At 75.0% G+C, this 20381-nt stretch carries 17 protein-coding genes and 1 pseudogene; 13 read left to right on the top strand and 5 right to left on the bottom strand.

Annotated features, from left to right (window positions below; genetic code table 11):
* Window positions 1–20 precede the first annotated feature (20 nt).
* From ACFV1W_RS32775 to ACFV1W_RS32785, 3 genes are all read right to left on the bottom strand, one after another.
* Window positions 21–509 (bottom strand): SLATT domain-containing protein, encoded by a 489-nt coding sequence (locus ACFV1W_RS32775; protein ID WP_380420893.1) that lies wholly within the window; start codon window positions 507–509, stop codon window positions 21–23.
* Window positions 510–661: 152 nt separating this feature from the next.
* Window positions 662–1366, bottom strand: coding sequence for a sirohydrochlorin chelatase (locus tag ACFV1W_RS32780; protein ID WP_380420894.1), 705 nt, complete (start codon window positions 1364–1366; stop codon window positions 662–664).
* Window positions 1366–2490 carry a uroporphyrinogen-III synthase gene (locus ACFV1W_RS32785; protein ID WP_380420895.1) on the bottom strand — a complete coding sequence of 375 codons (1125 nt, stop codon included), beginning with the start codon at window positions 2488–2490 and terminating at the stop codon, window positions 1366–1368. Before ACFV1W_RS32785 ends, ACFV1W_RS32780 begins: the two co-directional genes overlap by 1 nt.
* 192 nt (window positions 2491–2682) lie before the next feature.
* Here ACFV1W_RS32785 and ACFV1W_RS32790 point away from each other — a divergent pair, with 192 nt between their 5' ends.
* The 7 genes from ACFV1W_RS32790 to ACFV1W_RS32820 all read left to right on the top strand — a co-directional run bounded on the left by ACFV1W_RS32790 (window position 2683) and on the right by ACFV1W_RS32820 (window position 13317).
* The gene (locus ACFV1W_RS32790) at window positions 2683–4815 is read left to right on the top strand and encodes a molybdopterin oxidoreductase family protein (protein WP_380420896.1); all 2133 of its coding nucleotides are present in this window, start codon (window positions 2683–2685) and stop codon (window positions 4813–4815) included.
* Window positions 4812–6056: an NAD(P)/FAD-dependent oxidoreductase gene (locus tag ACFV1W_RS32795; protein ID WP_380420897.1), complete on the top strand. Its 1245-nt coding sequence runs from the start codon at window positions 4812–4814 to the stop codon at window positions 6054–6056. The genes ACFV1W_RS32790 and ACFV1W_RS32795 overlap by 4 nt, the downstream gene beginning before the upstream one ends.
* Entirely contained in the window at window positions 6053–8662 is a 2610-nt protein-coding gene (gene nirB, locus ACFV1W_RS32800; protein WP_380420898.1) for a nitrite reductase large subunit NirB, read from the top strand. The genes ACFV1W_RS32795 and nirB overlap by 4 nt, the downstream gene beginning before the upstream one ends.
* The gene (gene nirD, locus ACFV1W_RS32805) at window positions 8659–9018 is read left to right on the top strand and encodes a nitrite reductase small subunit NirD (protein WP_380420899.1); all 360 of its coding nucleotides are present in this window, start codon (window positions 8659–8661) and stop codon (window positions 9016–9018) included. Before nirB ends, nirD begins: the two co-directional genes overlap by 4 nt.
* Window positions 9015–10346: a nitrate/nitrite transporter gene (locus ACFV1W_RS32810; RefSeq protein WP_380420900.1), complete on the top strand. Its 1332-nt coding sequence runs from the start codon at window positions 9015–9017 to the stop codon at window positions 10344–10346. The genes nirD and ACFV1W_RS32810 overlap by 4 nt, the downstream gene beginning before the upstream one ends.
* Window positions 10347–10496: 150 nt before the next feature.
* The gene (locus ACFV1W_RS32815) at window positions 10497–11066 is read left to right on the top strand and encodes a hypothetical protein (RefSeq protein WP_380420901.1); all 570 of its coding nucleotides are present in this window, start codon (window positions 10497–10499) and stop codon (window positions 11064–11066) included.
* A 250-nt stretch (window positions 11067–11316) separates the two neighbouring features.
* Window positions 11317–13317, top strand: coding sequence for a putative Ig domain-containing protein (locus ACFV1W_RS32820; RefSeq protein ID WP_380420902.1), 2001 nt, complete (start codon window positions 11317–11319; stop codon window positions 13315–13317).
* A 66-nt stretch (window positions 13318–13383) separates the two neighbouring features.
* Here the strand turns inward: ACFV1W_RS32820 and ACFV1W_RS32825 are convergent, their stop codons facing one another.
* Window positions 13384–13842: a hypothetical protein gene (locus ACFV1W_RS32825; protein ID WP_380420903.1), complete on the bottom strand. Its 459-nt coding sequence runs from the start codon at window positions 13840–13842 to the stop codon at window positions 13384–13386.
* Window positions 13843–14247: 405 nt separating this feature from the next.
* Here ACFV1W_RS32825 and ACFV1W_RS32830 point away from each other — a divergent pair.
* Both ACFV1W_RS32830 and ACFV1W_RS32835 read left to right on the top strand, forming a co-directional pair.
* Window positions 14248–14535 (top strand): annotated as a pseudogene (locus tag ACFV1W_RS32830) (FAD-binding molybdopterin dehydrogenase); the annotation flags it as partial.
* 142 nt (window positions 14536–14677) lie between these two features.
* The gene (locus ACFV1W_RS32835) at window positions 14678–15862 is read left to right on the top strand and encodes an alpha/beta hydrolase (RefSeq protein ID WP_380420904.1); all 1185 of its coding nucleotides are present in this window, start codon (window positions 14678–14680) and stop codon (window positions 15860–15862) included.
* 7 nt (window positions 15863–15869) lie between these two features.
* Here ACFV1W_RS32835 and ACFV1W_RS32840 read toward each other — a convergent pair whose 3' ends face one another.
* Window positions 15870–16391 carry a universal stress protein gene (locus ACFV1W_RS32840; protein ID WP_380420905.1) on the bottom strand — a complete coding sequence of 174 codons (522 nt, stop codon included), beginning with the start codon at window positions 16389–16391 and terminating at the stop codon, window positions 15870–15872.
* A gap of 329 nt (window positions 16392–16720) precedes the next feature.
* Between ACFV1W_RS32840 and ACFV1W_RS32845 the strand changes: the two genes are divergently transcribed.
* From ACFV1W_RS32845 to ACFV1W_RS32860, 4 genes are all read left to right on the top strand, one after another.
* Window positions 16721–16891, top strand: coding sequence for a hypothetical protein (locus tag ACFV1W_RS32845; RefSeq protein ID WP_380420906.1), 171 nt, complete (start codon window positions 16721–16723; stop codon window positions 16889–16891).
* Between the two features lie 39 nt (window positions 16892–16930).
* Entirely contained in the window at window positions 16931–18289 is a 1359-nt protein-coding gene (lysA, locus tag ACFV1W_RS32850) for a diaminopimelate decarboxylase (protein WP_380420909.1), read from the top strand.
* Window positions 18290–18509: 220 nt separating this feature from the next.
* Window positions 18510–19523, top strand: a complete 1014-nt coding sequence (locus tag ACFV1W_RS32855; protein ID WP_380420907.1) for a GlxA family transcriptional regulator — start codon at window positions 18510–18512, stop codon at window positions 19521–19523.
* 1 nt (window position 19524) lies between these two features.
* Complete coding sequence (locus ACFV1W_RS32860) at window positions 19525–20253, top strand: SDR family oxidoreductase (RefSeq protein ID WP_380420908.1); 729 nt, start codon at window positions 19525–19527, stop codon at window positions 20251–20253.
* Window positions 20254–20381 lie beyond the last annotated feature (128 nt).

The raw sequence follows: 20381 nt of genomic DNA on the forward strand, positions 1-20381 counted from the left end.
CCGCGCGCCGGCCCCCGGCCCTACGGCTGGGGGCCGGTCAGGTGCTCGACGACGGCGCGTTCGCGGCGCTGCTCCAGCCAGGTGCGGCTCAGGTCCTCCCACACCGCCTGGTACCGGGCGAAGACGCCGTCGAGGTGGCGGCGTGCCAGGTCGTCGGGGGCGGTCGACGCCACGAGGTACTCCAGGTCGTCGGCGAGCCGCCGGAAGCGGTACTGGGCCTCCTCCATCAGCACCCAGCGCGAGCGCCAGTTGAAGAACGGCTCGGCGGCTGCGAGCGCGGTCACCAGGGCGACCAGTGCGAAGGCCAGGTCCGTCCACCTGTGGAGGCCCAGCAGGATGGTGGAGGCCGCGGACAGGGCCAGCGTCAGCAGCTTGATCACGGAGGCGCGCCGACGGAACCTCTCCTTCTTCCCGCGGGCGTAGTCGTGGCCCCGGCGGATCTTGCCCAGCAGGAGCGCAGCCGTCTCCTGCGGGGTGAGCCCCGCGCCCGGCCCGTTGTTCGGTTGCACCGTTCCCCCTCGTCGTCTTCCCCGCGGTGCGGTCCGCGCCGCGTGCGGGATCAGCCAGACGGTAGCGGAGGCGCGGCCTGCGGTTCCTGTCGGCCGGTCAGGCGGGGAGTGCGGTGGCGGCCCGCTGGCCGGGGCCGGAGCGGTTCGGTCGGTCAGGCGGCCGCGGGGAGTCCGGCGGCCGCGCGTGCCTGGTCGTAGCGGTGGAGGATCAGGCGGGCGACGGCGGGGTGGGCGGCCAGTGGGCCGCCGGTCCAGCGGGCCGGGGCGGTGGCGGCGCGGCGGGCGAAGAAGCCGGGGGAGAGCAGGTAGGTGGCCAGGGCGACGGCGGGGTGGCCGGCGGCCCGGAGGTCGGCGACCGCCCGGTGGGGGGTGGGCGTGGCGGCCGAGAGGTGGGCGGGAGTGACCGGGCGGCCGAGGCGGGTGGCGAGGACGTCGGCCATCCGGGCGGTGTCGGCGAGGGCGGTGGGGTCGGAGGAGCCGGCGCCGGCCAGGACCACGGGGGCGCCGGCGGGGGCCCCGGCCTCGGTGAGGCGGTCGGCGAGGGCCTCGGCGAGCAGCGGGTGGGGGCCGAGCACCGGGGCGAGATGGGTGAGCGGGAGGCCGGCGGTGGCGAGCGCGGCGGGCAGGTCGACCCGGATGTGGTAGCCGGCGCCGAGGAGGAGGGGGACCAGGACCGGTCGGGCGCCGGACAGCCGGGCGAGCACCTCGGCGAGCGATGGCCGCGCCAGGTCCAGGAAGCCGCAGCGCACGGTCAGTTCCGGACGGAGCGCGCGAACCAGGCGCAGCAGGGCGCGGGTTGCGGTGGCGGCCGCCGGGTCGCGGCTGCCGTGGGCGACGGCGAGCAGCACCGGCGCCATCAGCCCGCCACCAGCCGGTAGCCGCGCTTGGGGACGGTGCGGATCAGCGTGGCGTGCGGCCCGAGGGCCGCCCGGAGCCGGCCGACGGCCGCTTCGACCGCGTGTTCGTCGGCCGCCGTGTCCGGCCAGGCGGCGCGCAGCAGGTCGGCGCGGCTGAGCACACGGCCGGGGCGTTCGGCGAGGGCCCGTAGCACTGCCGCGCCGCGCGGGCTGAGCCAGTGGCTCTCGCCGTCGACCAGGGCGGCGTTGCCCTGGAGCGCCAACAGCCTTCCGGAGAGGTCGACTTCGCGGCGGCCCCGGCCAGGCAGGGTGTCCGCGAGCAGCCGGACGAGTGCGCCGAGCCGGCCGCGTTCGGGGTGGACGGCGGGCAGGCCGAGGTCGGTGAGCGGCCGGGCGCACAGGGCGCCGACGCAGACCGGCAGCACGTCCTGGCGCAGCGCGTCGAGCAGGGCCTCGTACAGCCCCTCGGCCTGCGCGGTGGCGAGCAGCGCGGTGATCGCGGGCGCGCTGGTGAACGTGAGCGCGTGCACCTGGCGGCGGACGGTCTGGTCGAGGAGCTTGCGCACCGCGCCCGGGTCCTCCGGCGGCGCCCAGCGGTAGACGGGTACGGAGATCACCTCGGCGCCGCGTTCGCGCAGCGCGGCCGCGAAGGCCCCCAGGCCGACGCCGTGCTCCTGGACGGCGATCCGGCACCCGGCCAGCGGGCGGGCGAGCAGCCAGGTGAGCAGTTCGTCGGTGGCCTCGGTGACGGGGGAGTAGCGCTCGTCCAGCCCGCTGGCCCGAACCGCCCCGGTGGCCTTGGGGCCGCGGCTGAGCACGACCGCGCCGCGGCAGGCCTCGGCGAGGGCGGCGCCCCGGCCCCAGCCCTCGGCGGCGCTCATCCAGCCGCGCCAGCCGACACCGGTGGTGGCGACCACGTAGTCGAGCGGGGCGGCCAGGCAGCGGTCGGTGGCCTCGCGCAGCGCGAGGTCGTCGGCCAGCGGGAGGATGCGCAGCACGGGTGCCTCGACCACCTGGGCGCCGCGCCGGGCGAGCAGGGCGGTGAGCTCCTCGCGGCGGCGCGCGGCGGTGACGCCGACGGCGAAGCCGGTGAGCGGTCCTGGCGGGGTGAGGGTCGGTGCCATGCGGGCCAGCCTCCGCCGCACGTGTTACGGGGGCATTGCCCGGCCGTCACCCGCCGGTAAGCGGAGGTGCCGCTGCGGTTACGGCAGATGTCCGGGTGTGCACCCCGGTGGGCGGGCGGTGTGAGCGAGGTGTACCGCGGCCGCAACACGGGCGAAGCGATCGTGAAACAGCGGGCGGCGACCTTTCTCGGCATGACGCCGACCAGCCCCGCCGCCCTCGCCGCGGCCACCGACACCCACTGCCCGTACTGCTCGCTGCAGTGCGGGATGCGGCTGTCGCCCGGCCCGGACCGGGCGAGCGCGGACGCGGTCGTCGAGGTGCTGGAGCGCCCCGAGTTCCCGGTGAACCGGGGCGCGCTGTGCGGCAAGGGCCGGACGGCGCCCGCGCTGCTGGCCCGGGGAGCCCGGCTGACCGGTCCGCTGCTGCGCGACCGGCCCGGCGGCCCGCTGCGCTCGGCGAGCTGGCCGGAGGCGCTGGAGCGGGTGGCCGCCGGACTGGCCCGGACCCGGGCCGAGCACGGCGCGGACGCGGTGGGCGTGTTCGGCGGCGGCGGGCTGACCAACGAGAAGGCTTACCTGCTGGGCAAGTTCGCCCGGGTCGTGCTGGGCACCGCCAACATCGACTACAACGGCCGGTTCTGCATGTCCTCGGCCGCCGCCGCGCACCGCCGGGCCTTCGGCCTGGACCGCGGCCTGCCGTTCCCGTTGGCCGACATCCCGCACACCGGCTGTCTGATCCTGGTCGGCGGCAACCCGGCCGAGACGATGCCGCCGGCCGTCCGCTACTTCCGCGGACTGCGGGAGAACGGCGGCAGGCTGATCGTGGTCGACCCGCGCCGCACCCGTACCGCCGAGCTGGCGGACCTGCACCTCCAGTCGCGCCCCGGAGGGGACCTGGCGCTCGCCCTGGGGCTGCTCCACCTGGTGATCGCGGACGGTCTGGTGGACCGCGGGTTCGTCGACCGGCGCACCACGGGCTTCCAGCAGGCCCGCGAGTCGGCGATGGCCCACTGGCCGGACCGGGTGGAGCGGATCACGGGCGTGCCCGTCCACCAACTCCGCCGGGCGGCCAGGATGTTCGGCGAGGCCGCCACCGGCATGGTGCTCACCGCGCGCGGGCCCGAGCAGCAGAGCAAGGGCACCGACACCGTCGGCGCCTGGATCAACCTGTGCCTGGCCACCGGCAACGCGGGCCGCCCGTACGCCGGTTACGGCTGCCTGACCGGCCAGGGAAACGGCCAGGGCGGCCGTGAGCACGGCCAGAAGGCCGACCAGCTGCCCGGCTACCGCTCGATCGAGGACCCGGCGGCGCGCCGGCACGTCGCCGCCGTCTGGGGGGTGGATCCGGAGTCGATCCCCGGCCCGGGCCGGTCCGCGTACGAGCTGCTGGACGGCCTCGGGCGGCCCGGCGGCGTCCGGGCGCTGCTGCTGGCCGGCTCCAACCCGGCGGTCTCCGCGCCCAACGCCGGGCACGTCACCGAACGGCTGCGCGCGCTGGACCTGTTGGTGGTCGCCGACCCCGTCCTCTCCGAGACGGCCCGGCTCGCCGACGTGGTGCTGCCGGTCACCCAGTGGGCCGAGGAGGACGGCACCACCACCAACCTGGAGGGCCGGGTGATCCTGCGCCGCCGCGCCCTCGACCCGCCGGAGGGGGTGCGCAGCGAGCTGTGGCTGCTGCATGAACTGGCCGCCCGGCTGGGTGTTCCGGAGGGTTTCCCGGTCGAGGCGGAGCAGGCCTTCGCCGAGCTGCGCCGCGCCTCGGCCGGCGGCGACGCCGACTACGCGGGCATCAGCTACCGGCGGATCGCCGCCGAGGACGGGGTGTTCTGGCCCTGCCCCTCCGAGGACCACCCCGGCACCCCGAGGCTGTTCCTGGACCGCTTCGCGACCCCGGACGGCCGGGCCCGCTTCGCGGAGGTCACCCACCGCCCGGCCGCCGAGGAACCGGACGACGCGTACCCGCTGTACCTGACCACCGGTCGGGTCCTCGCCCAGTACCAGAGCGGCGCGCAGACCCGCCGGGTCGCCGAGCTCAACTCGGCCGCGCCCGGCCCGTACGTCGAGCTGCACCCGCGGCTGGCCGAGCGGCTCGGGGTCGCGGACGGCGAGCCCCTCGCCGTCACCAGCCGGCGCGGGCGGGCCGTCGCCCCGGCGCGGATCAGCGACGCCATCCGGCCGGACACCGTGTTCATGCCCTTCCACTGGCCGGGCGCGGGCCGTGCCAACAGCCTCACCAACCCGGCGCTCGACCCGGTCTCCCGGATGCCGGAGTTCAAGCTCTGCGCCGTCCGGGTGGAGCGCGCCCACCTGGAGGTGACGACATGAGGATCGCCGTGGTCGGCGGCGGCATGGCGGCCGCCCGCTTCGCCGAACGGTACGCCGCCCTCGGCGGGTCCGGTGCGGTGACCGTGTACGGCGCGGAGCCGCGTGCCCCGTACAACCGGGTGCTGCTCGCCGAGGTGCTGACCGGCCGCTACGACGCGGAGTCGATCGCGCTGCCGCTCGGCGGGGCCTCGGCCCGGCCCGGCTGCGAGGTGGTCGCCCTCGACCTGGCGGCCCGCACCCTGGGGCTGGCCGACGGCACCGTGGAGCCCTGGGACGAACTGGTGCTCGCCACCGGCGCCAACCCGGTGCTCCCGCCGGTGCGCGGGCTGCGCCGCCCCGACGGGTACGGGCTGGCCGAGGGCGTGCACACGCTGCGCACCCTGGAGGACTGCGCCCGGCTCGCCGAGGAGGCCGTCGGGGCGAAGCGGGCGGTGGTGATCGGCGGCGGGGTGCTCGGTGTGAGCGCCGCCCGGGCGCTGGCGGCGCTCGGCGTCCGCACCGAGATCGTCCACCAGGCGCCGCATCTGATCGAACGCCAGCTCGACGGGGAGGCGGCCGCCGTGCTGCGCGAACGCCTCCAGGCGCTCGGCGTCGACTGCTACACCGGCAACCGCGCCCGGGCCGTGCACGGCGGCACGGGGGTCCCCCCGGCCGGGGGCCGGGGGAGCGTCGGATCGGTGGAGCTGGCCAGCGGCTACCGGCTGGACTGCGACCTGGTCGTCCTCGCCTGCGGCACCCGTCCGCGCACCGGGCTCGCCCACGCCGCCGGACTGCCCGTCGCCACCGGGATCCTGGTGGACGACCGGCTGGCCGCAGCCCCGCACGTCGCCGCCATCGGCGACTGCGCCGAGCACCGCGGCACCGTCCACGGCCTCGCGGGCCCCGCCTGGGACCAGGCCGACGTGCTGGCCCGCCGCCTCTCCGGTGCCGAACCCGACGCCCGCTACCCCGGCACCAGCCCGCGCGCCCGGCTCAGCACCGGCGACCTGGAGTACGCGGCCTTCGGCGCCGTCGACGAGAACCTCGACCCCGGCCTCGACGTGCTGCGGCTCACCGACGCCACCCGCGGCAGCTACAAGAAGCTCGTCCTGCGCGGCGACCAGCTGGTCGGCGCCATCCTGCTCGGCGACCTGGCCACCGTGGACGCGCTGGCCGGCGCCTTCGCCGACGGCGGCGCCCTCGCCGGCCACCCCCTGCACCTGCTCACCCGAGGAACTGCGATGACTGGAGAGGCCCGATGACCGGAAGTACTGGGACGACGGCAGACGACCGCACCGTCCGCGACCTCGTCCTGGTCGGCCACGGCATGGTCGGCCAGCGCTTCCTGGAGGCGTGGAGCGAGCAGCCGGCCGCCCGCGGCTGGCGGGTCACCGTGCTCGCCGAGGAGCCCCGGCCCGCCTACGACCGGGTCCACCTCAGCTCGCTGTTCTCCGGCAGCACGCCGGAGGACCTCGCGCTCTGCCCGTCCGGCTTCCTCGCCGAGCACGGCATCGACCTGCGCCTGGGCGACCCGGTGAGCGCGATCGACCGGGCCGGGCGGACCGTCACCACCCGGTCCGGTGCCGAAGTCCGGTACGACGTCCTGGTACTGGCCACCGGCTCGGTGCCCTTCGTGCCGCCGGTGCCCGGGACGGACGCGCCCGGCTGCCACGTCTACCGCACCATCGAGGACGTCGACGCCATCCGAGCCGGGGCCGCCACCGCCCGTACCGGCGTGGTGGTCGGCGGCGGGCTGCTCGGCCTGGAGGCGGCCGGCGCGCTGCGGGCCGGGGGCCTGTCCACCCACGTGGTCGAGTTCGCGCCCCGGCTGATGGCCGTCCAGGTGGACGACGGCGGCGGCGCCGCGCTGCGCCGCAGGATCGAGGCGCTCGGCGTCACCGTCCACACCGGCGCGGGTGCCAGCGGCGTGCTCACCGGCCCGGACGGCCGGGTCCGCGGCCTCGCCCTCTCGGACGGGCGGGAGCTGCCCGCCGACCTGGTGGTCTTCTCCGCCGGGGTGCGCGCCCGCGACCAGCTCGCCCGGGACTGCGGACTGCCGGTCGGCCAGCGCGGCGGCATCGTCGTCGATGCCCACTGCCGCACCGAGGACCCGGCGGTGCTGGCCATCGGCGAGTGCGCCGAGGCCGCCGACGGGCGGGTCTACGGGCTGGTCGCCCCCGGGTACCAGATGGCCGAGACGGCCGCCCGCACCGTCGCGGAGCAGCAGGGGACGGGCTTCACGGGTGCGGACACGTCCACCGAGCTCAAGCTGCTCGGCGTCGACGTCGCGAGCTTCGGCGACCCGCACGGCAGCGCCGAGGGCGCGCTCGACGTGCTGTACAGCGACAGCCGCAGCGGCGTCTACCGCAAGCTGGTGATCGGTGCCGACGGCGCGCTGCTCGGCGGCGTCCTGGTCGGCGACACCGAGGGCTACGGCGCCCTGCGCCCGCTGGCCGTCGCCGGGAAGCCGCTGACCGTCGCGCCCGAACAGCTGGTGCTGCCGGCCGGATTCGCGGGCAGCGCGGGGCCGGTCGCGCTGCCCGACGAGGCGGTGCTCTGCTCCTGCCACAACGTCACCCAGGGCGCGGTGCGGGCCGCCGTGCGCGAGCAGGGCGCCGACAGCGTCACCGCCGTCAAGAAGTGCACCCGGGCCGGCACCGGCTGCGGCAGCTGCCTCAAGCAGCTCGGCACCGTCGTCAAGGAGGAGCTGGAGGCCGCCGGGGTCTCCACCGTCCAGGGCCTGTGCGAGCACTTCGCCCACAGCCGCGCCGAGTTGTACGAGATCGTCCGGGTGACGGGGCTGGCGAGCTTCTCCGAACTGCTCGCAGCGCACGGCACCGGCGGCGAGGGCTGCGAGATCTGCAAGCCGACCGTCGCCTCCATCCTGGCCAGCCTCGGCAACGGCCACATCCTGGACGGCGAACAGGGCGCCCTGCAGGACTCCAACGACCACTTCCTCGCCAACCTCCAGCGCAACGGCTCCTACTCGGTCGTCCCCCGGGTGCCCGGCGGTGAGATCACCCCCGAGGGGCTGATCGCCATCGGCGAGATCGCCCGCGACCACGGCCTCTACACCAAGATCACCGGCGGTCAGCGGATCGACATGTTCGGCGCCACCGTCGACCAGCTCCCGGTGATCTGGCGCAAGTTGGTCGACGCCGGATTCGAGTCCGGGCACGCCTACGGCAAGTCGCTGCGCACCGTGAAGTCCTGCGTCGGCGAGACCTGGTGCCGCTTCGGCGTCCAGGACTCCACCACCCTCGCCATCGAACTCGAACTGCGCTACCGGGGGTTGCGCTCCCCGCACAAGCTCAAGGCCGCCGTCTCCGGCTGCGCCCGCGAGTGCGCCGAGGCGCAGAGCAAGGACTTCGGCATCATCGCCACCTCGGCCGGCTGGAACCTCTACGTCGGCGGCAACGGCGGCACGACCCCGCGCCACGCCGACCTGCTCGCCGCCGACCTCAACCGCGACACCCTCATCCGCACCATCGACCGCTACCTGATGTTCTACATCCGCACCGCCGACCGGCTGGAACGCACCTCGGTCTGGCTGGAGCGGCTGGAGGGCGGGCTCGACCACCTGCGGGCCGTCGTCCTCGACGACTCGCTCGGCATCGCCGCGGAGCTGGACGAACTGATGGCACGTCACATCGGCGGCTACCGGGACGAATGGGCCGAAACCCTGGCCGATCCCGACCGGATGCGCCGCTTCGCCTCCTTCGTCAACGCCCCCGGCACTCCCGACCCCGCCGTGACCTTCGTCCCCGAACGCGGCCAGATCCGCCCCGCCCGCCCCGGCGAGGCCGGCCGCACCCTCAACGCCCCGGTGCCGGTCGCCGGGGCCCGACCGGAGGTGCTCACCCCGTGACCGTACAGATCCATGACGGCGACCGCTGGCAGACCGTCTGCGCCCTCTCCGACCTCCAACCCGGCCGCGGCGTCGCGGTGCTGCTCCCGGAAGCCGGCCAGGTCGCGCTGTTCCGCGACAGCTCCGGGCGGCTGTACGCCGTCGACAACCTCGACCCCTTCAGCGGCGCCCCCGTCCTCTCCCGCGGCCTGCTCGGCAGCCGCGGCGACCGGCCGACCCTCATCTCGCCGATGTACAAGCAGGTGTACGACCTCACCGACGGGCGCTGCCTGGACGAGGACACCGCCCCCGACGGCGCCCCCGCCGTACTGCGCCGCTGGCCGGTCCGGGCCCTGGACGCGGAGGCGGCGGCATGACCACCGCCGTCGAGGCCGGACCGGCCTCCCCGCTGGCCGGCTGGGACCCGGAGGACGAGGAGTTCTGGGCGCGCGACGGCGCCCGGATCGCCCGGCGCAACCTGGTCCTCTCCGTCCTGTCCGAGCACATCGGCTTCTCGGTGTGGAGCCTGTGGTCGGTGCTGGTCCTCTTCCTCGGGCCCGAGTACCACATCGACACCGCGGGCAAGTTCACCCTCACCGCCCTGCCGACCGCGCTCGGCGCCCTGCTGAGGCTGCCGTACACCTTCGCCGTCGCCCGCTTCGGCGGCCGCACCTGGACGGTGGTCAGCGCCCTGCTGCTGCTCGTGCCCACGGCGCTCGCCGCCCTGGTGCTGGAGCCCGGCGTCCCGTACGGCACCCTCCTCGCGGTGGCCTGCGCGGCCGGGGTCGGCGGCGGCAACTTCGCCTCCTCGATGGCCAACATCAACGCCTTCTACCCGCACCGGCTCAAGGGCTGGGCGCTGGGCGTCAACGCGGGCGGCGGCAACCTCGGCGTCCCGGCCGTCCAACTCCTCGGCCTGCTGGTGCTGGCCACCGCGGGCGCCGCCCACCCCCGGCTGCTGCCGCTGGTCTACCTTCCGCTGATCGTGCTCGCGGCGGCCGGTGCCCGGTGGCGGATGGACAACCTTCCGGTGGCCCCCAGTGGCGAGGGCCGCGCGCTGCGCGAGGTCGCCCGGGACCCGTACGGCTGGGCCGTCTCCACCCTCTACATCGGCACCTTCGGCTCCTTCATCGGCTTCGGCTTCGCCTTCGGCCAGGTGCTCCAGGTGCAGTTCCACGACCGCTTCGACACCCCCGTCAAGGCGGCCGCCCTCACCTTCCTCGGCCCGCTCCTCGGCTCGCTCCTGCGCCCGGTCGGCGGCCGCCTCGCGGACCGGTACGGCGGCGCCCGGGTGACGCTCGCGACCTTCGCCGCCATGGGCGCCGGCACGGCGGTGGTGCTCGCCGCCTCCCGGACGGGCTCGCTGCCGCTGTTCCTCGGCGGGTTCACCGCACTCTTCGTGCTCAGCGGGATCGGCAACGGCTCGACCTACAAGATGATCCCGGCCCACTACCAGGCCCTCGCCCACGCGGCGATCGCCGCCGGCGCGGACCCGGCGGCCGCCGAGGCCGGCTCCCGACGCCGGACCTCCGCCCTGATCGGCCTGGCGGGCGCGATCGGCGCCTTCGGCGGCGTCCTGGTGAACCTGGCCTTCCGTCAGTCGTTCCAGGCCGGCCACAACGGCGACCCTGCCTACCTCGGCTTCCTGGCGGCCTACCTGCTGTGCTCGGCACTGACCTGGACGGTCTGGCTACGGCGCCGGTGAAGCGAGCGGCCCGGCCTCCCGGCCGGGCCGCCGCGCTCTTCGGCGGTTCCACCGGTGAACAGGACTGTCTCCCTTCGGCCGCTTGTTCTACAGTTCTGTAGAACTACATGGACGACACAACGGGGGAACAGCATGGACAGGCCGCTTCGAATGCCGCAGCAGGACCGGGCCGACTTCGAGACGGAGCTCGGGAGGGCGTTGGCAGCGCCGCAGGTGCGGGCGGCGTTGCGGGAGAGCGGGGACGAGGCGCGGGGGGTGGAGCGCTTGCGGCGGACGGCGCGGGAGAACGCCGCGTACGTGCTGGCCGCGGCGGCGCCGGAGTACGAGCGGTACGCGCTGTTGCGGGCGGACGCCGATGCGCAGGCGCGGCTGCCGGTGGACGCGCCGGAGCGGGAGCGGGCGTCGGGGTGGTGGGGGGTGCTGGCGGTGATCGTGCCGATCGTCGCGGTGGCGGCGGCGGTGGTCTTCCTGCTGCTCGGCTACGTGCTGGGCAGCGCCCTGGTGGCGGCCGGCTGGGTGGCGGCCGGGGTGGGGGCGGTGTCCCTGCTGGTGGGCGGGGCGGGCCTGTTCGGGGCGGCGGCTCGGGGGAAGGGGTCGGCTGACGGGGAGGCGGACGGCCCGGGGGACTTGGTGCAGGCGCGGGACGCCTGGCGGTCGGCGCTGGCGGAGCGCGGGCTGGTGCCGTTCCTGGTGGCGCAGGCGACCGTGCGTCAGGTGTGAGGACGAGCGTCGGGGTGCGGCGTGCCGGGGCGGAGCCCGGTCGGGTAAGGGGCAGTTAAAATCCGCTTCCCGTTGCAGGAGGGGCCTTGTGTGCGCCAGTCAGTGAAATATCATATGGCGCATTGCACAGCGGTCCCGGCGAGATCCGGTTCCCATCCCCCGCCGCATCCGGTTGACGAGCTGTCAGCTCCGTACGCGTACCGCAGACCGTGCACCCTTCCCCCATGTCACGAGAGACGGAACCCGACCCGTGTTCAGATTCCGATCCCGCACCTCCCGACGCGCCCCGCGCACCGCCCTGGTGGCGCTCGCGGCCGCCCTGGCCGGTGCCGCGCTCAGCAGCCCGCTGTCCGCGATGGCCGACTCCCACCCGACTCGGGCCGCCACCGTCGCCGTCCAGCCGGGCACCCCGAAGACCGCCGCAGCCCCGCAGAAGTCCGGGCCGCGCCGGGCCAAGGCGGCCAGGACCGGTCCGGTCGCCGCAGCGAACGGCGGCGCTGCGAACGGCGGCGCCGAGAAGACGCCCCAGCTGGTGGACGGCGCCGACCCGGGCACCGGCGGCAAGGACGGGGACGGCTCGGTCGCGAACCAGTACGACCTCCAGGTCACCTACAAGGGCGGCCAGGAGTCGACCGGCGTGGTGATCGGCCCGCCCAAGGTCTACCTGGTGCTCTGGGGCTCCCAGTGGGGGACTCCCTCCACCAACGCGTCCGGCGACACCGTGGTGAGCGGCGACCCGGACCAGGCCGCCCCGTACCAGCAGGACTTCTTCAAGGGCCTCGGCAGCTCCGGCGACGGCTGGAGCGCCGTCCTGACCCAGTACTGCGAGGGCATAGCCGCCGGTTCCATCCAGTGTCCGGCCGGTTCCGCGCACATCCCGTACCCGCAGCAGGGCAGCGTGCTCGCGGGCGTCTGGGTGGACAACGGCGCCCCCGCTCCGCAGGCCGCGACCGAGCCGGAACTCGGTGCCGAGGCGCTGGCCGCCGCCAAGCACTTCGGCAACCTGACCGAGGCGCAGAACCGCAACGTCCAGTACGTCATCGACTCGCCGCAGGGCACCGACCCGGACAAGTGGAAGGAGCTCGGGTACTGCGCCTGGCACGACTTCCAGCGCTCGCCGTACGGCCAGCTCGCCTACACCAACATGCCGTACCTGACGGACGTGGCCGGCTGCGGCACCAACTGGTTCGGTGAGAACACTCCGAGGGGCCGGCTGGACGGCTACGGGATCATCGGCGGCCACGAGTACGCGGAGACGGTGACCGACCCGAACACCCCCGGCGGATGGACGGACGCCACCGGCCAGGAGATCGGCGACAAGTGCGCCTGGATCCCCAAGGGTTCCAACGGCGGGCTGTTCTTCGAGGACCTGGCGACGGGCAGCTTCCCGCTGCAGACCCTGTGGTCCAACGCCGACCACCTGTGCATGGCGTCCGACCCGGTGGTGGCCGCCCCGCCGGTGTCGGTGAGCACGATGTGCGACCGGACCGACAGGGCCGGGCAGCCGTTGTCGATCCCGGCGGTGGGCGTGTCCAGCACCGGTTCGGCCCTCACCTACTCCGCCACCGGGCTGCCGCAGGGCCTGGCGATCGACGCGAGGAGCGGGGTGATCTCCGGCACCGCGGCCGCCACCAACGGCTACCAGCGGATCAACGTGACGGCGACGGACCCGGCGGGCAAGAGCGCCTCCACCGGCTTCTGGGAGAGCGTCGGCGCGGGCGGCGGAACGGGCTGCGGCGGGATCGAGCAGCTCATCGACCCCGGCTTCGAGAACGGCTCGGCGGACGTCAACCACACGGTGATGACGGACTCCTGGGGCCCGTCGGGGTACAACATCATCACCCCGTCCAGCCTGCACGCGCCGCACTCGGGCTCCTGGTACGCCTGGCTCGGCCAGAACACCGGAACGGACGACTCCATCACCACCTACCTGAACACCTACCCGGGCTACGGCCGGGCGACCTTCTCCTTCTGGCTCGACACCGAGTCGACCAACACCTCGGCCGCCGCGCCCGACACGCTGTCGCTGGTGGCGATCGACCAGTACACCGGCCGGCCGCTCGGCACGGTGAAGACCTGGACCAGCCAGAACGCCACCGGCGGCTACCAGTACCAGGCGGTGGACCTCTCCCCGTTCATCGGGCAGGTCGGCTGGGGGACCACCATCGGCCTCAAGCTGGTCTCGCACGAGACCGGGACGACTCCGGGCACCGCGTTCCTGATCGACGACGCCTCGGCCCGGGAGAGCTGACCCGACACCCGAACTCCGGCCCCGGAAGCGCGCGTCGCGGTTCCGGGGCCGGAGCCGTCGCACCGGCTACCGGGTGTCGGCGTTCGGCCGGGCGGCGTCGACCAGCAGTTGGACGGCGTCGAGCGGGAGGCCGAGCCGGCGGGCGATCCAGGCGGCCGGGCGGCCCGTCCTGGCGAGCATCCAGGCCGAGTACAACTGCCCCAGCTGGGGCGCGTGTTCGGCGAGCAGCAGAGGGCGGACGGCCTCCATCGGGAAGCCCTCCAGGGCGCGGGCGCTGTACTCGCGGCCGTTGGGGCCGGGCGGGGGCAGCGGGAGCGGGCGGCGGGCGTCGAGCCAGCGGCCGAACAGGACCGCTCCGACGACCAGGAGCCCGGAACAGGAGACGCCGATCAGGGCGCCGCCGATGACCGGGCGGTCCTCCTCCTCGGCGAGGCCGAGGGCGACCTCCTCCAGGACGAGCAGGCCGAGGACGGTGAGCAGCACCGCCGTCCGGCCGGCAGGCGGGAAGAGCCGGGACGTCGTCATGGGAAACCTCTTCCTCGGCGGGGGTGCCGGGGGGCGGGGGCGGGCGCGGCGACTCACCTTCCGTACAACGGCGGCGGGCGGACAGGGGCACGCTGGGACGGGCCGGACGGTGAAGGCCCTCGCACCGGGTTGACGATCCGTCAAAAACTCAACCAAGTGCGGGAGTTCCGTGAACGGGGGCCGAATTCCACCTTCGGGGTCGTCGACAGCATAACCCGGCCATGTCAACTTCGACAGCCGTGTCGAAGTTGGCGTACGGAGGATTCGGGTCCATGGACGTCCTGGAGGATCCACCAGCAACCGGCCGGTGCGAATGGTGTCCGGACCCACTCGTGACGCCCACCCGTCGGGCGCTTCAATCGCCCTACCGAACGAACGAGACCCGCCGGGGACGGTGGGCAAGACATGGATCTGAACACGGTGGCCGAGATACGGGACGCCCGGCTCGGCGGCGCCTGGCGGCCCGGCGACGCCCGCCTCGGCGGCGGGACGTACCGCCTCTCCGAACCGCAGCCGCACATCCGCCGGCTGATCGACCTCGGCCGGGTGGGCTGGGAGCCGCTCGTCCCCACCCCGGACGGCGGCCTGGAGATCGTCGCGACCTGCACCGTCGCCCAGCTCTCCCGGTACGCGCGGACCGCCGGCCGGACGGCCGCGCCGCTGGTCGAGCAGTGCTGCCGGGCGTTCGCTGCGCGACGCCACCGGCATCCGCTTCACCGGCCCGCCGTTCCTGCGCGACCGGGTGTGGCAGGCGCTGGCCGACCGGCGGCTACGGTGAGTGAGGTGAGCGGCCTCCCCGGCCGGTGGTCCACAGTGGTAGGGGAGGCCGGAACCGATGGGACTCACCAGTCACAAGCTGCTGGCGCTGACGGCACTGCTCGCGGTGTTCACGGTGCTCGGCACGCTCTGGGTCTGGCCCAGGCTCGCCGTCCGCAGCTGGCCCGCGGTGTTCCTGCGGCTCGGCACCATCGCCGTCACCCAGCTGTCACTGCTCGCCGTGCTCGGGCTGGCCGTCAACGACTACTTCGTCTTCTACAGCAGCTGGTCCGACCTGCTCGGGCACGAGCACAGCATCGGCGTGATCCAGGGCGGGGGCGGGAATCCGGACACGGGCAGGAGTCCCGGTGCCGGCGGGAACCCGGGGGCGGCCATCCCGAGCAGCGGTCCGGCCGGGGTGCGGGTGCTCGGCACGGCCGAGATCACCGGCGCCGGCCGGGCCGGCCAGGACCCGGCCCGGACCGGCCGGCTCGACAGGGTCCGGCTGCCCGGCGGCACCACCGGCCTGAGCACCGACGGCTACGTCTACCTGCCGCCGCAGTACTTCCAGCCCGGCAACGAGGGCAAGCACTTCCCCGCCGTCCTGGTGATGACCGGCTTCCCCGGGGACGCCACCAACCTGGTCACCAAGCTGCGCTACCCGGCCACCGAGCTCGACCTGCTGCGCACGGGCGCGATGAAGCCGACCGTCCTGGTCCTGATGCGGCCCTCGCCCAGCATGCCCCGGGACAGCGAGTGCGAGGACGTCCCGCACGGGCCGCAGGCGCAGAGCTACTTCACCACCGACGTGCCCGCCGACCTGCGGGCCACCTACCGGGTGCTGGGCGGCGCGGGCAGCCTCGGCGTCATGGGCGACTCCACCGGCGGCTACTGCGCGGTCAAGCTCGGCATGGAGCACCCGGCCACCTTCCGGGCCGCGGTCTCGCTGTCCGGCTACTTCAAGGCGGCGGAGGACGCGACCACCGGCGACCTCTTCGGCGGCAGCCCGCAGCGCCGGAACGAGGCCGACCTGAACTGGCGCCTGGCCCACCTGCCGGTGCCCGCGCTCTCGGTGCTGCTCGCCGACAGCAAGCAGGACGGCGGCACGTACGCCGACTCCTCCGCCTTCGCGGCGAAGGCCCGGCCGCCGCTGGTGGTGGCCCAGGCGACGGTGGACACCGGCGGCCACAACTTCACCACCTGGGACCGGCTGGTCCCGCCCTCGCTCGGCTGGCTCAGCGCGCACCTGCCGGACCCGGCGTGACCTCCGTCTACCGGGCGAGCAACGGCAGCGGTGCCCCCGTACGGGCGGGCAGCTCCAGCCGGGTCAGCAGGGCCGACGGCGAGACCTCGACCACGCGGCAGCCCGCCCGGTGCCGGCAGTACCGGGCCACCGACGGGCCGCGCAGCCGGTCGAAGCGACGCCGGGTGGCGGCGCCGAGGACGAGCAGGTCGTCAGGGCCGGTAACGGCGGCGACCAGGGCGGGGCCGGGCTCGGAGTTCACCACCATCGGGCGGATGACCAGGCCGGACGGGTAGCCGCCGTAGGCCTGCTCGAAGGCGACGTCCAGGCGCCGCCGGGCGGCGTGCTCCAGTTCGGACAGTGGGCGCGGCCCGTCCCGGTCGCCCGCCGTCCAGGCGGCGACGGGGACGAGCACGGCCGCCTGCCTGGCCGCCTCGCCGACGGAGTGGTACAGGGCGGCCAGGCTGCTCAGTGATCCGCTCAGACCGACGATCACCCGGGCGGATCCGCTGCTGCCCCCGGTGGTGTTCGCGGTGGTGGTCCCGGTCATGGCCGTTCGCCTCCGTCTCTCCGGTAGCTCACTCCGGTCGAGTTCTGCCGGGCGGGTGCTCCTTGCTCCGGATGCCTCCAGTGAACCCCGGAACCACCTCGTCCGTACCGGCGCTGTCACCACCATGACGCCGGTCACACGCATCTTGACGGCCCCCTGACACGCGCGCAGGTGTGCGCGATCGGCTCGAACGACTGTTCCGTGGCCGTGTCAGGAGGGCGTCAAGGACGGCGGCCGGGGCGTACGGCCTGTGTCAAGGGCGGGTGCGGTCGGTGTGCGGAGGGTTTCCACTGGAGGAGTCCGGAACGCCGTCCGAAGGGATCCTCACCGTGAACGACACCGCCCTCGCCGTCGAGCCTCCGCTACGCCGGGTCGTCCGGCTCGTCGACCACAGTCCGGCCGAGCAACCGGAGGCCGTGGTACGGACCGTGGAGCCGGCCCCCGTCCACGACCGTGGCCGTGCGGCGAGCTGCCGCATCGCGATGCAGTTCGAAGACTGACCCGGAGGAGTGCCACCATGACCCAGCTCATCGCGCCCTCTGACGCCGCCGAACCCGCCGCCGAACCCGCCGCCGACCGCGCCGCCGCCTCCGCCGAGGCGCTCGGCGGGCCCCTGGCCGGCCTCGGCGCGGCCCGGCCCGGGAGCCGACCTGCTGGTCGGCGGGGTGGGGCTGGCGGAGGCGGCCGAGCGGTTCGGCACCCCGCTGTACGTGCTGGACGAGGGCGAGGTGCGCAGCCGTGCGCGGGCCTACCGGCGGGCACTGCCGCACGCCGAAGTGCTGTACGCGGCCAAGGCCTTCCTGTGCAGCGCGATGGCCGACTGGGTCGCGGAGGAGGGGCTCGGCCTGGACGTCTGCTCCTCCGGCGAACTGTGGCTGGCGGTCTCGGCGGGCTTCCCGGCACAGCGCATCCTGCTGCACGGCAACGCCAAGTCCCCGGAGGAGCTGCGACTGGCGCGCCGGCTGAGGGTCGGGCGGATCGTGATCGACGGCCCGGCGGAGATCGCCCGACTGGCGGCGCTGGTCGCCGCCGACACCCCGCAGAAGGTGCTGGTCCGGGTCGTCCCCGGGATCGCCGCCGGACACCATGCGGCGGTGCGGACCGGGGTCGGCGGGCAGAAGTTCGGCTTCGCGATCGAGGGCGGCGACGCGGCGGACGCGATCGCCCGGGCGCTCGACCAGCCCGGGTTGGAACTGGCCGGGCTGCACTGCCACCTGGGCTCGCAGATCACCGACGTGGGACCGTACCTGGGGGCGGTGGACGCGCTGGTGCGGCTGCTGGCCCAGGTGCGCGAGCGGCACGGTGTCGAGCTGCCCGAGCTGGACCTCGGCGGCGGGCACGGGATCCGCTACCTGCCCGGCGCCGGGGAGTTGGACCTCGCCGAGTTCGCCGTCCGGGTGACGGACCGCCTGGCGGTGCGCTGCGCCGAGGCGGACCTGGAAGTGCCGCGACTGATCGTCGAGCCCGGCCGTGCCATCGCCGGACCGGCCGGGGTGGCGGTCTACCGGGTGCTGTCCGTCAAGCACGGCGCCGACGGCCACCGCTTCGCCGCGGTGGACGGCGGGATGAGCGACAACCCGCGCCCGGCCCTGTACGGATCGGAGTACAGCGTGCGGCTGGTGGGGCGGCGCTCGGACGCGGGCGCGATGCGGGTCGACGTGGTCGGCCGCCACTGCGAGGCCGGGGACGTGCTGGTGCGCGACGCGGTGCTGCCCGCCGACCTGCGCCCGGGCGACCTGCTGGCCGTACCGGCCGCCGGCGCGTACCAGCTGTCCATGGCCTCCGGCTACAACCTGGTCGGCCGCCCGGCGGTGGCGGCGGTGCGCGACGGGCGCGCCCGCCTGCTGATCCGGCGTGAGACGGTGGAGGACTTCCGCCTGCGCGAAGTCGGCCGCTGACGCATGGGGCGCGAGAAGTCGGCCGGTCCGACTTCTCGCGCAGGTGCGGGACCCGGGCCCGTCCCCACGGGCTGTGCGCCCGGAAGCGGACGGTGTCGGTGCCGCGGTCGAACCACGGCTTCCGGTCGGGAGCCCGAGGACGGACTCGGGGGCCTGTGTGGCGCGATCTGTGGGGTGCCCGTCGTTGACGCCTTTCGCGCAGGTCAGGCAGCCTGCTGGCATGCGTCGGGTGGTGTTCGTGGTGTACGAGGGGTTCCAGGCGGTCGACCTGGTCGGCCCGCATTCGGTGTTCCATTACGCACAGCAGGCGGCCGGTGGTTACGAATGCCGGGTGGTGGCGCCCGGAGCCGGTCCGGTACGGTCCTCCAGCGGCCTGCCGATGGTCGCCGAGCACGGGATCGGCGACCTCGACCCCGAAGGGCTGGACACCCTCGTGGTGGTGGGCGGACCGGGGGTGAGCGACGCGTGCCGCGATCCCGCGCTGGTCGCCTGGATCGCCGCCGCGGCGGCCGGGTCGAGGCGGGTCGCGTCGGTGTGCAGCGGGGCGCTGCTGCTCGCCGCCACCGGGTTCCTGACCGGGCGGAGGGTCACCACCCACTGGGCGCGCGAACGGCAACTTCTCGATCAACACCCGGAGTTGACGGTCGACTGCGACCCGATCTTCATCCGGGACGGTCCGGTCTGGACCTCGGCCGGGGTCAGCGCGGGCATGGACCTCGCGCTCGCCCTGGTCGAGGACGACCACGGCCCGGAGATCGCGCTGGCCGCCGCCCGCGAGATGGTGCTGTACCTGCGGCGGCCGGGCAACCAGTCGCAGTTCAGCGTGCCGCTGTGGTCGGCGCAGCCGAGCAGCGACCCGATCCGCAAGGCCGTACGGGCCGTCCAGGAGGATCCCGGGGCCCGGCACTCCGTCGCCGCGCTGGCCGACCTCGCCGGTCTGAGCCCGCGCCACCTGCAGCGCCGCTTCACCGCGGAGATCGGCGTGGGGCCGGCGGCCTACGTCGAGCGCGTCCGGGTCGAGGCGGCCCGGCGGGCGCTCACCGAGGCCGACGAGCCGGTGGCCGCAATCGCCCGGCGCCTCGGCTTCGGCACCGCCGAGACCCTGCGCCGGGTGTTCCGGCGCCGCCTGGGGATCGCCCCCGGCGAGTACCGGGAGCGCTTCGGCCCGGCCGGAGCAGGAGGGCCGGTCGCCGAGGCGACCGTCCCCGGCTCGCCCACGACATCAGGAGGTTGAGATGGAGGAACGACTGGTGACGGTGGTCACCGGCGGCAGCCGCGGGATCGGCGCGGCCGTCTGCGCCCGCCTCGCGAACGAGGGCCACGACCTCGTCCTCGGCTACCGCTCCGACGGCTCCGCGGCGGAGTCGGTCGCCGAACGGGTCCGGCAGGCGGGCCGCCGGTGCGTCACCGTCCGTGCGGACACCGCGGACGAGGCGGACGTCGAGCGCCTCTTCGACCGGGCCGCCGAACTCGGTCCCTTGACCGCGCTGGTGAACAACGCCGGGACGGGCGGCCCGGTCGGCCGACTGGCCGAGGCCGACGCCGCGGGCATCCGCCGGGCGCTCGACGTCAACGTCCTCGGCTACCTCCTCTGCGCCCGGCGCGCGATCCGGGAGATGGCGGGGCGCGGCGGGGCGATCGTCAACGTCTCCTCGGCCGCGGCCACGCTCGGCAGCCCCGGGCAGTACGTCCACTACGCCGCCGCCAAGGCCGCCGTGGACGCCATGACGGTGGGGCTGTCGAAGGAGGTCGCCGCCGACGGCATCCGGGTCAACTGCGTCGCCCCCGGTACCGTCTGGACCGACTTCCACCAGGACCCCGAACGCCCGGCCAAGGTGGCCTCCGCCATCCCGCTGGGGCGGGCCGGCCAGCCCGAGGAGATCGCCGCCGCCGTCTCCTGGTTGCTCTCCGCGGACGCCTCGTACGCGACCGGGGCGATCCTCCGGGTGGCCGGGGGCCTGTAGGGCGTGTGCCGAGTGCGCGAGAAGTCGGCCGGTCCGACTTTGGGGGGTTCTCGGTGGTGTAGCAGGCCGGCGCCCGGCCGCCGGCGGTGGTGGCCGGACCGCGGCCGACCGGGCGCCGACGGTGCCGG

The sequence above is a fragment of the Kitasatospora sp. NPDC059648 genome, from assembly GCF_042734825.1.
In the GTDB taxonomy this organism is placed as follows: domain Bacteria; phylum Actinomycetota; class Actinomycetes; order Streptomycetales; family Streptomycetaceae; genus Kitasatospora.

Bases quoted from the DNA above. Each gene is read 5' to 3' on its own strand.
- ACFV1W_RS32795 (WP_380420897.1), top strand. From the start codon at position 4,812: ATGAGGATCGCCGTGGTCGGCGGCGGCATGGCGGCCGCCCGCTTCGCC.
- ACFV1W_RS32855 (WP_380420907.1), top strand. From the start codon at position 18,510: ATGCGTCGGGTGGTGTTCGTGGTGTACGAGGGGTTCCAGGCGGTCGAC.
- ACFV1W_RS32790 (WP_380420896.1), top strand. From the start codon at position 2,683: ATGACGCCGACCAGCCCCGCCGCCCTCGCCGCGGCCACCGACACCCAC.
- nirB (WP_380420898.1), top strand. From the start codon at position 6,053: ATGACCGGAAGTACTGGGACGACGGCAGACGACCGCACCGTCCGCGAC.
- ACFV1W_RS32785 (WP_380420895.1), bottom strand. From the start codon at position 2,490: ATGGCACCGACCCTCACCCCGCCAGGACCGCTCACCGGCTTCGCCGTC.
- ACFV1W_RS32835 (WP_380420904.1), top strand. From the start codon at position 14,678: ATGGGACTCACCAGTCACAAGCTGCTGGCGCTGACGGCACTGCTCGCG.
- ACFV1W_RS32860 (WP_380420908.1), top strand. From the start codon at position 19,525: ATGGAGGAACGACTGGTGACGGTGGTCACCGGCGGCAGCCGCGGGATC.
- ACFV1W_RS32810 (WP_380420900.1), top strand. From the start codon at position 9,015: ATGACCACCGCCGTCGAGGCCGGACCGGCCTCCCCGCTGGCCGGCTGG.
- ACFV1W_RS32780 (WP_380420894.1), bottom strand. From the start codon at position 1,366: ATGGCGCCGGTGCTGCTCGCCGTCGCCCACGGCAGCCGCGACCCGGCG.
- ACFV1W_RS32825 (WP_380420903.1), bottom strand. From the start codon at position 13,842: ATGACGACGTCCCGGCTCTTCCCGCCTGCCGGCCGGACGGCGGTGCTG.
- ACFV1W_RS32815 (WP_380420901.1), top strand. From the start codon at position 10,497: ATGCCGCAGCAGGACCGGGCCGACTTCGAGACGGAGCTCGGGAGGGCG.
- ACFV1W_RS32840 (WP_380420905.1), bottom strand. From the start codon at position 16,391: ATGACCGGGACCACCACCGCGAACACCACCGGGGGCAGCAGCGGATCC.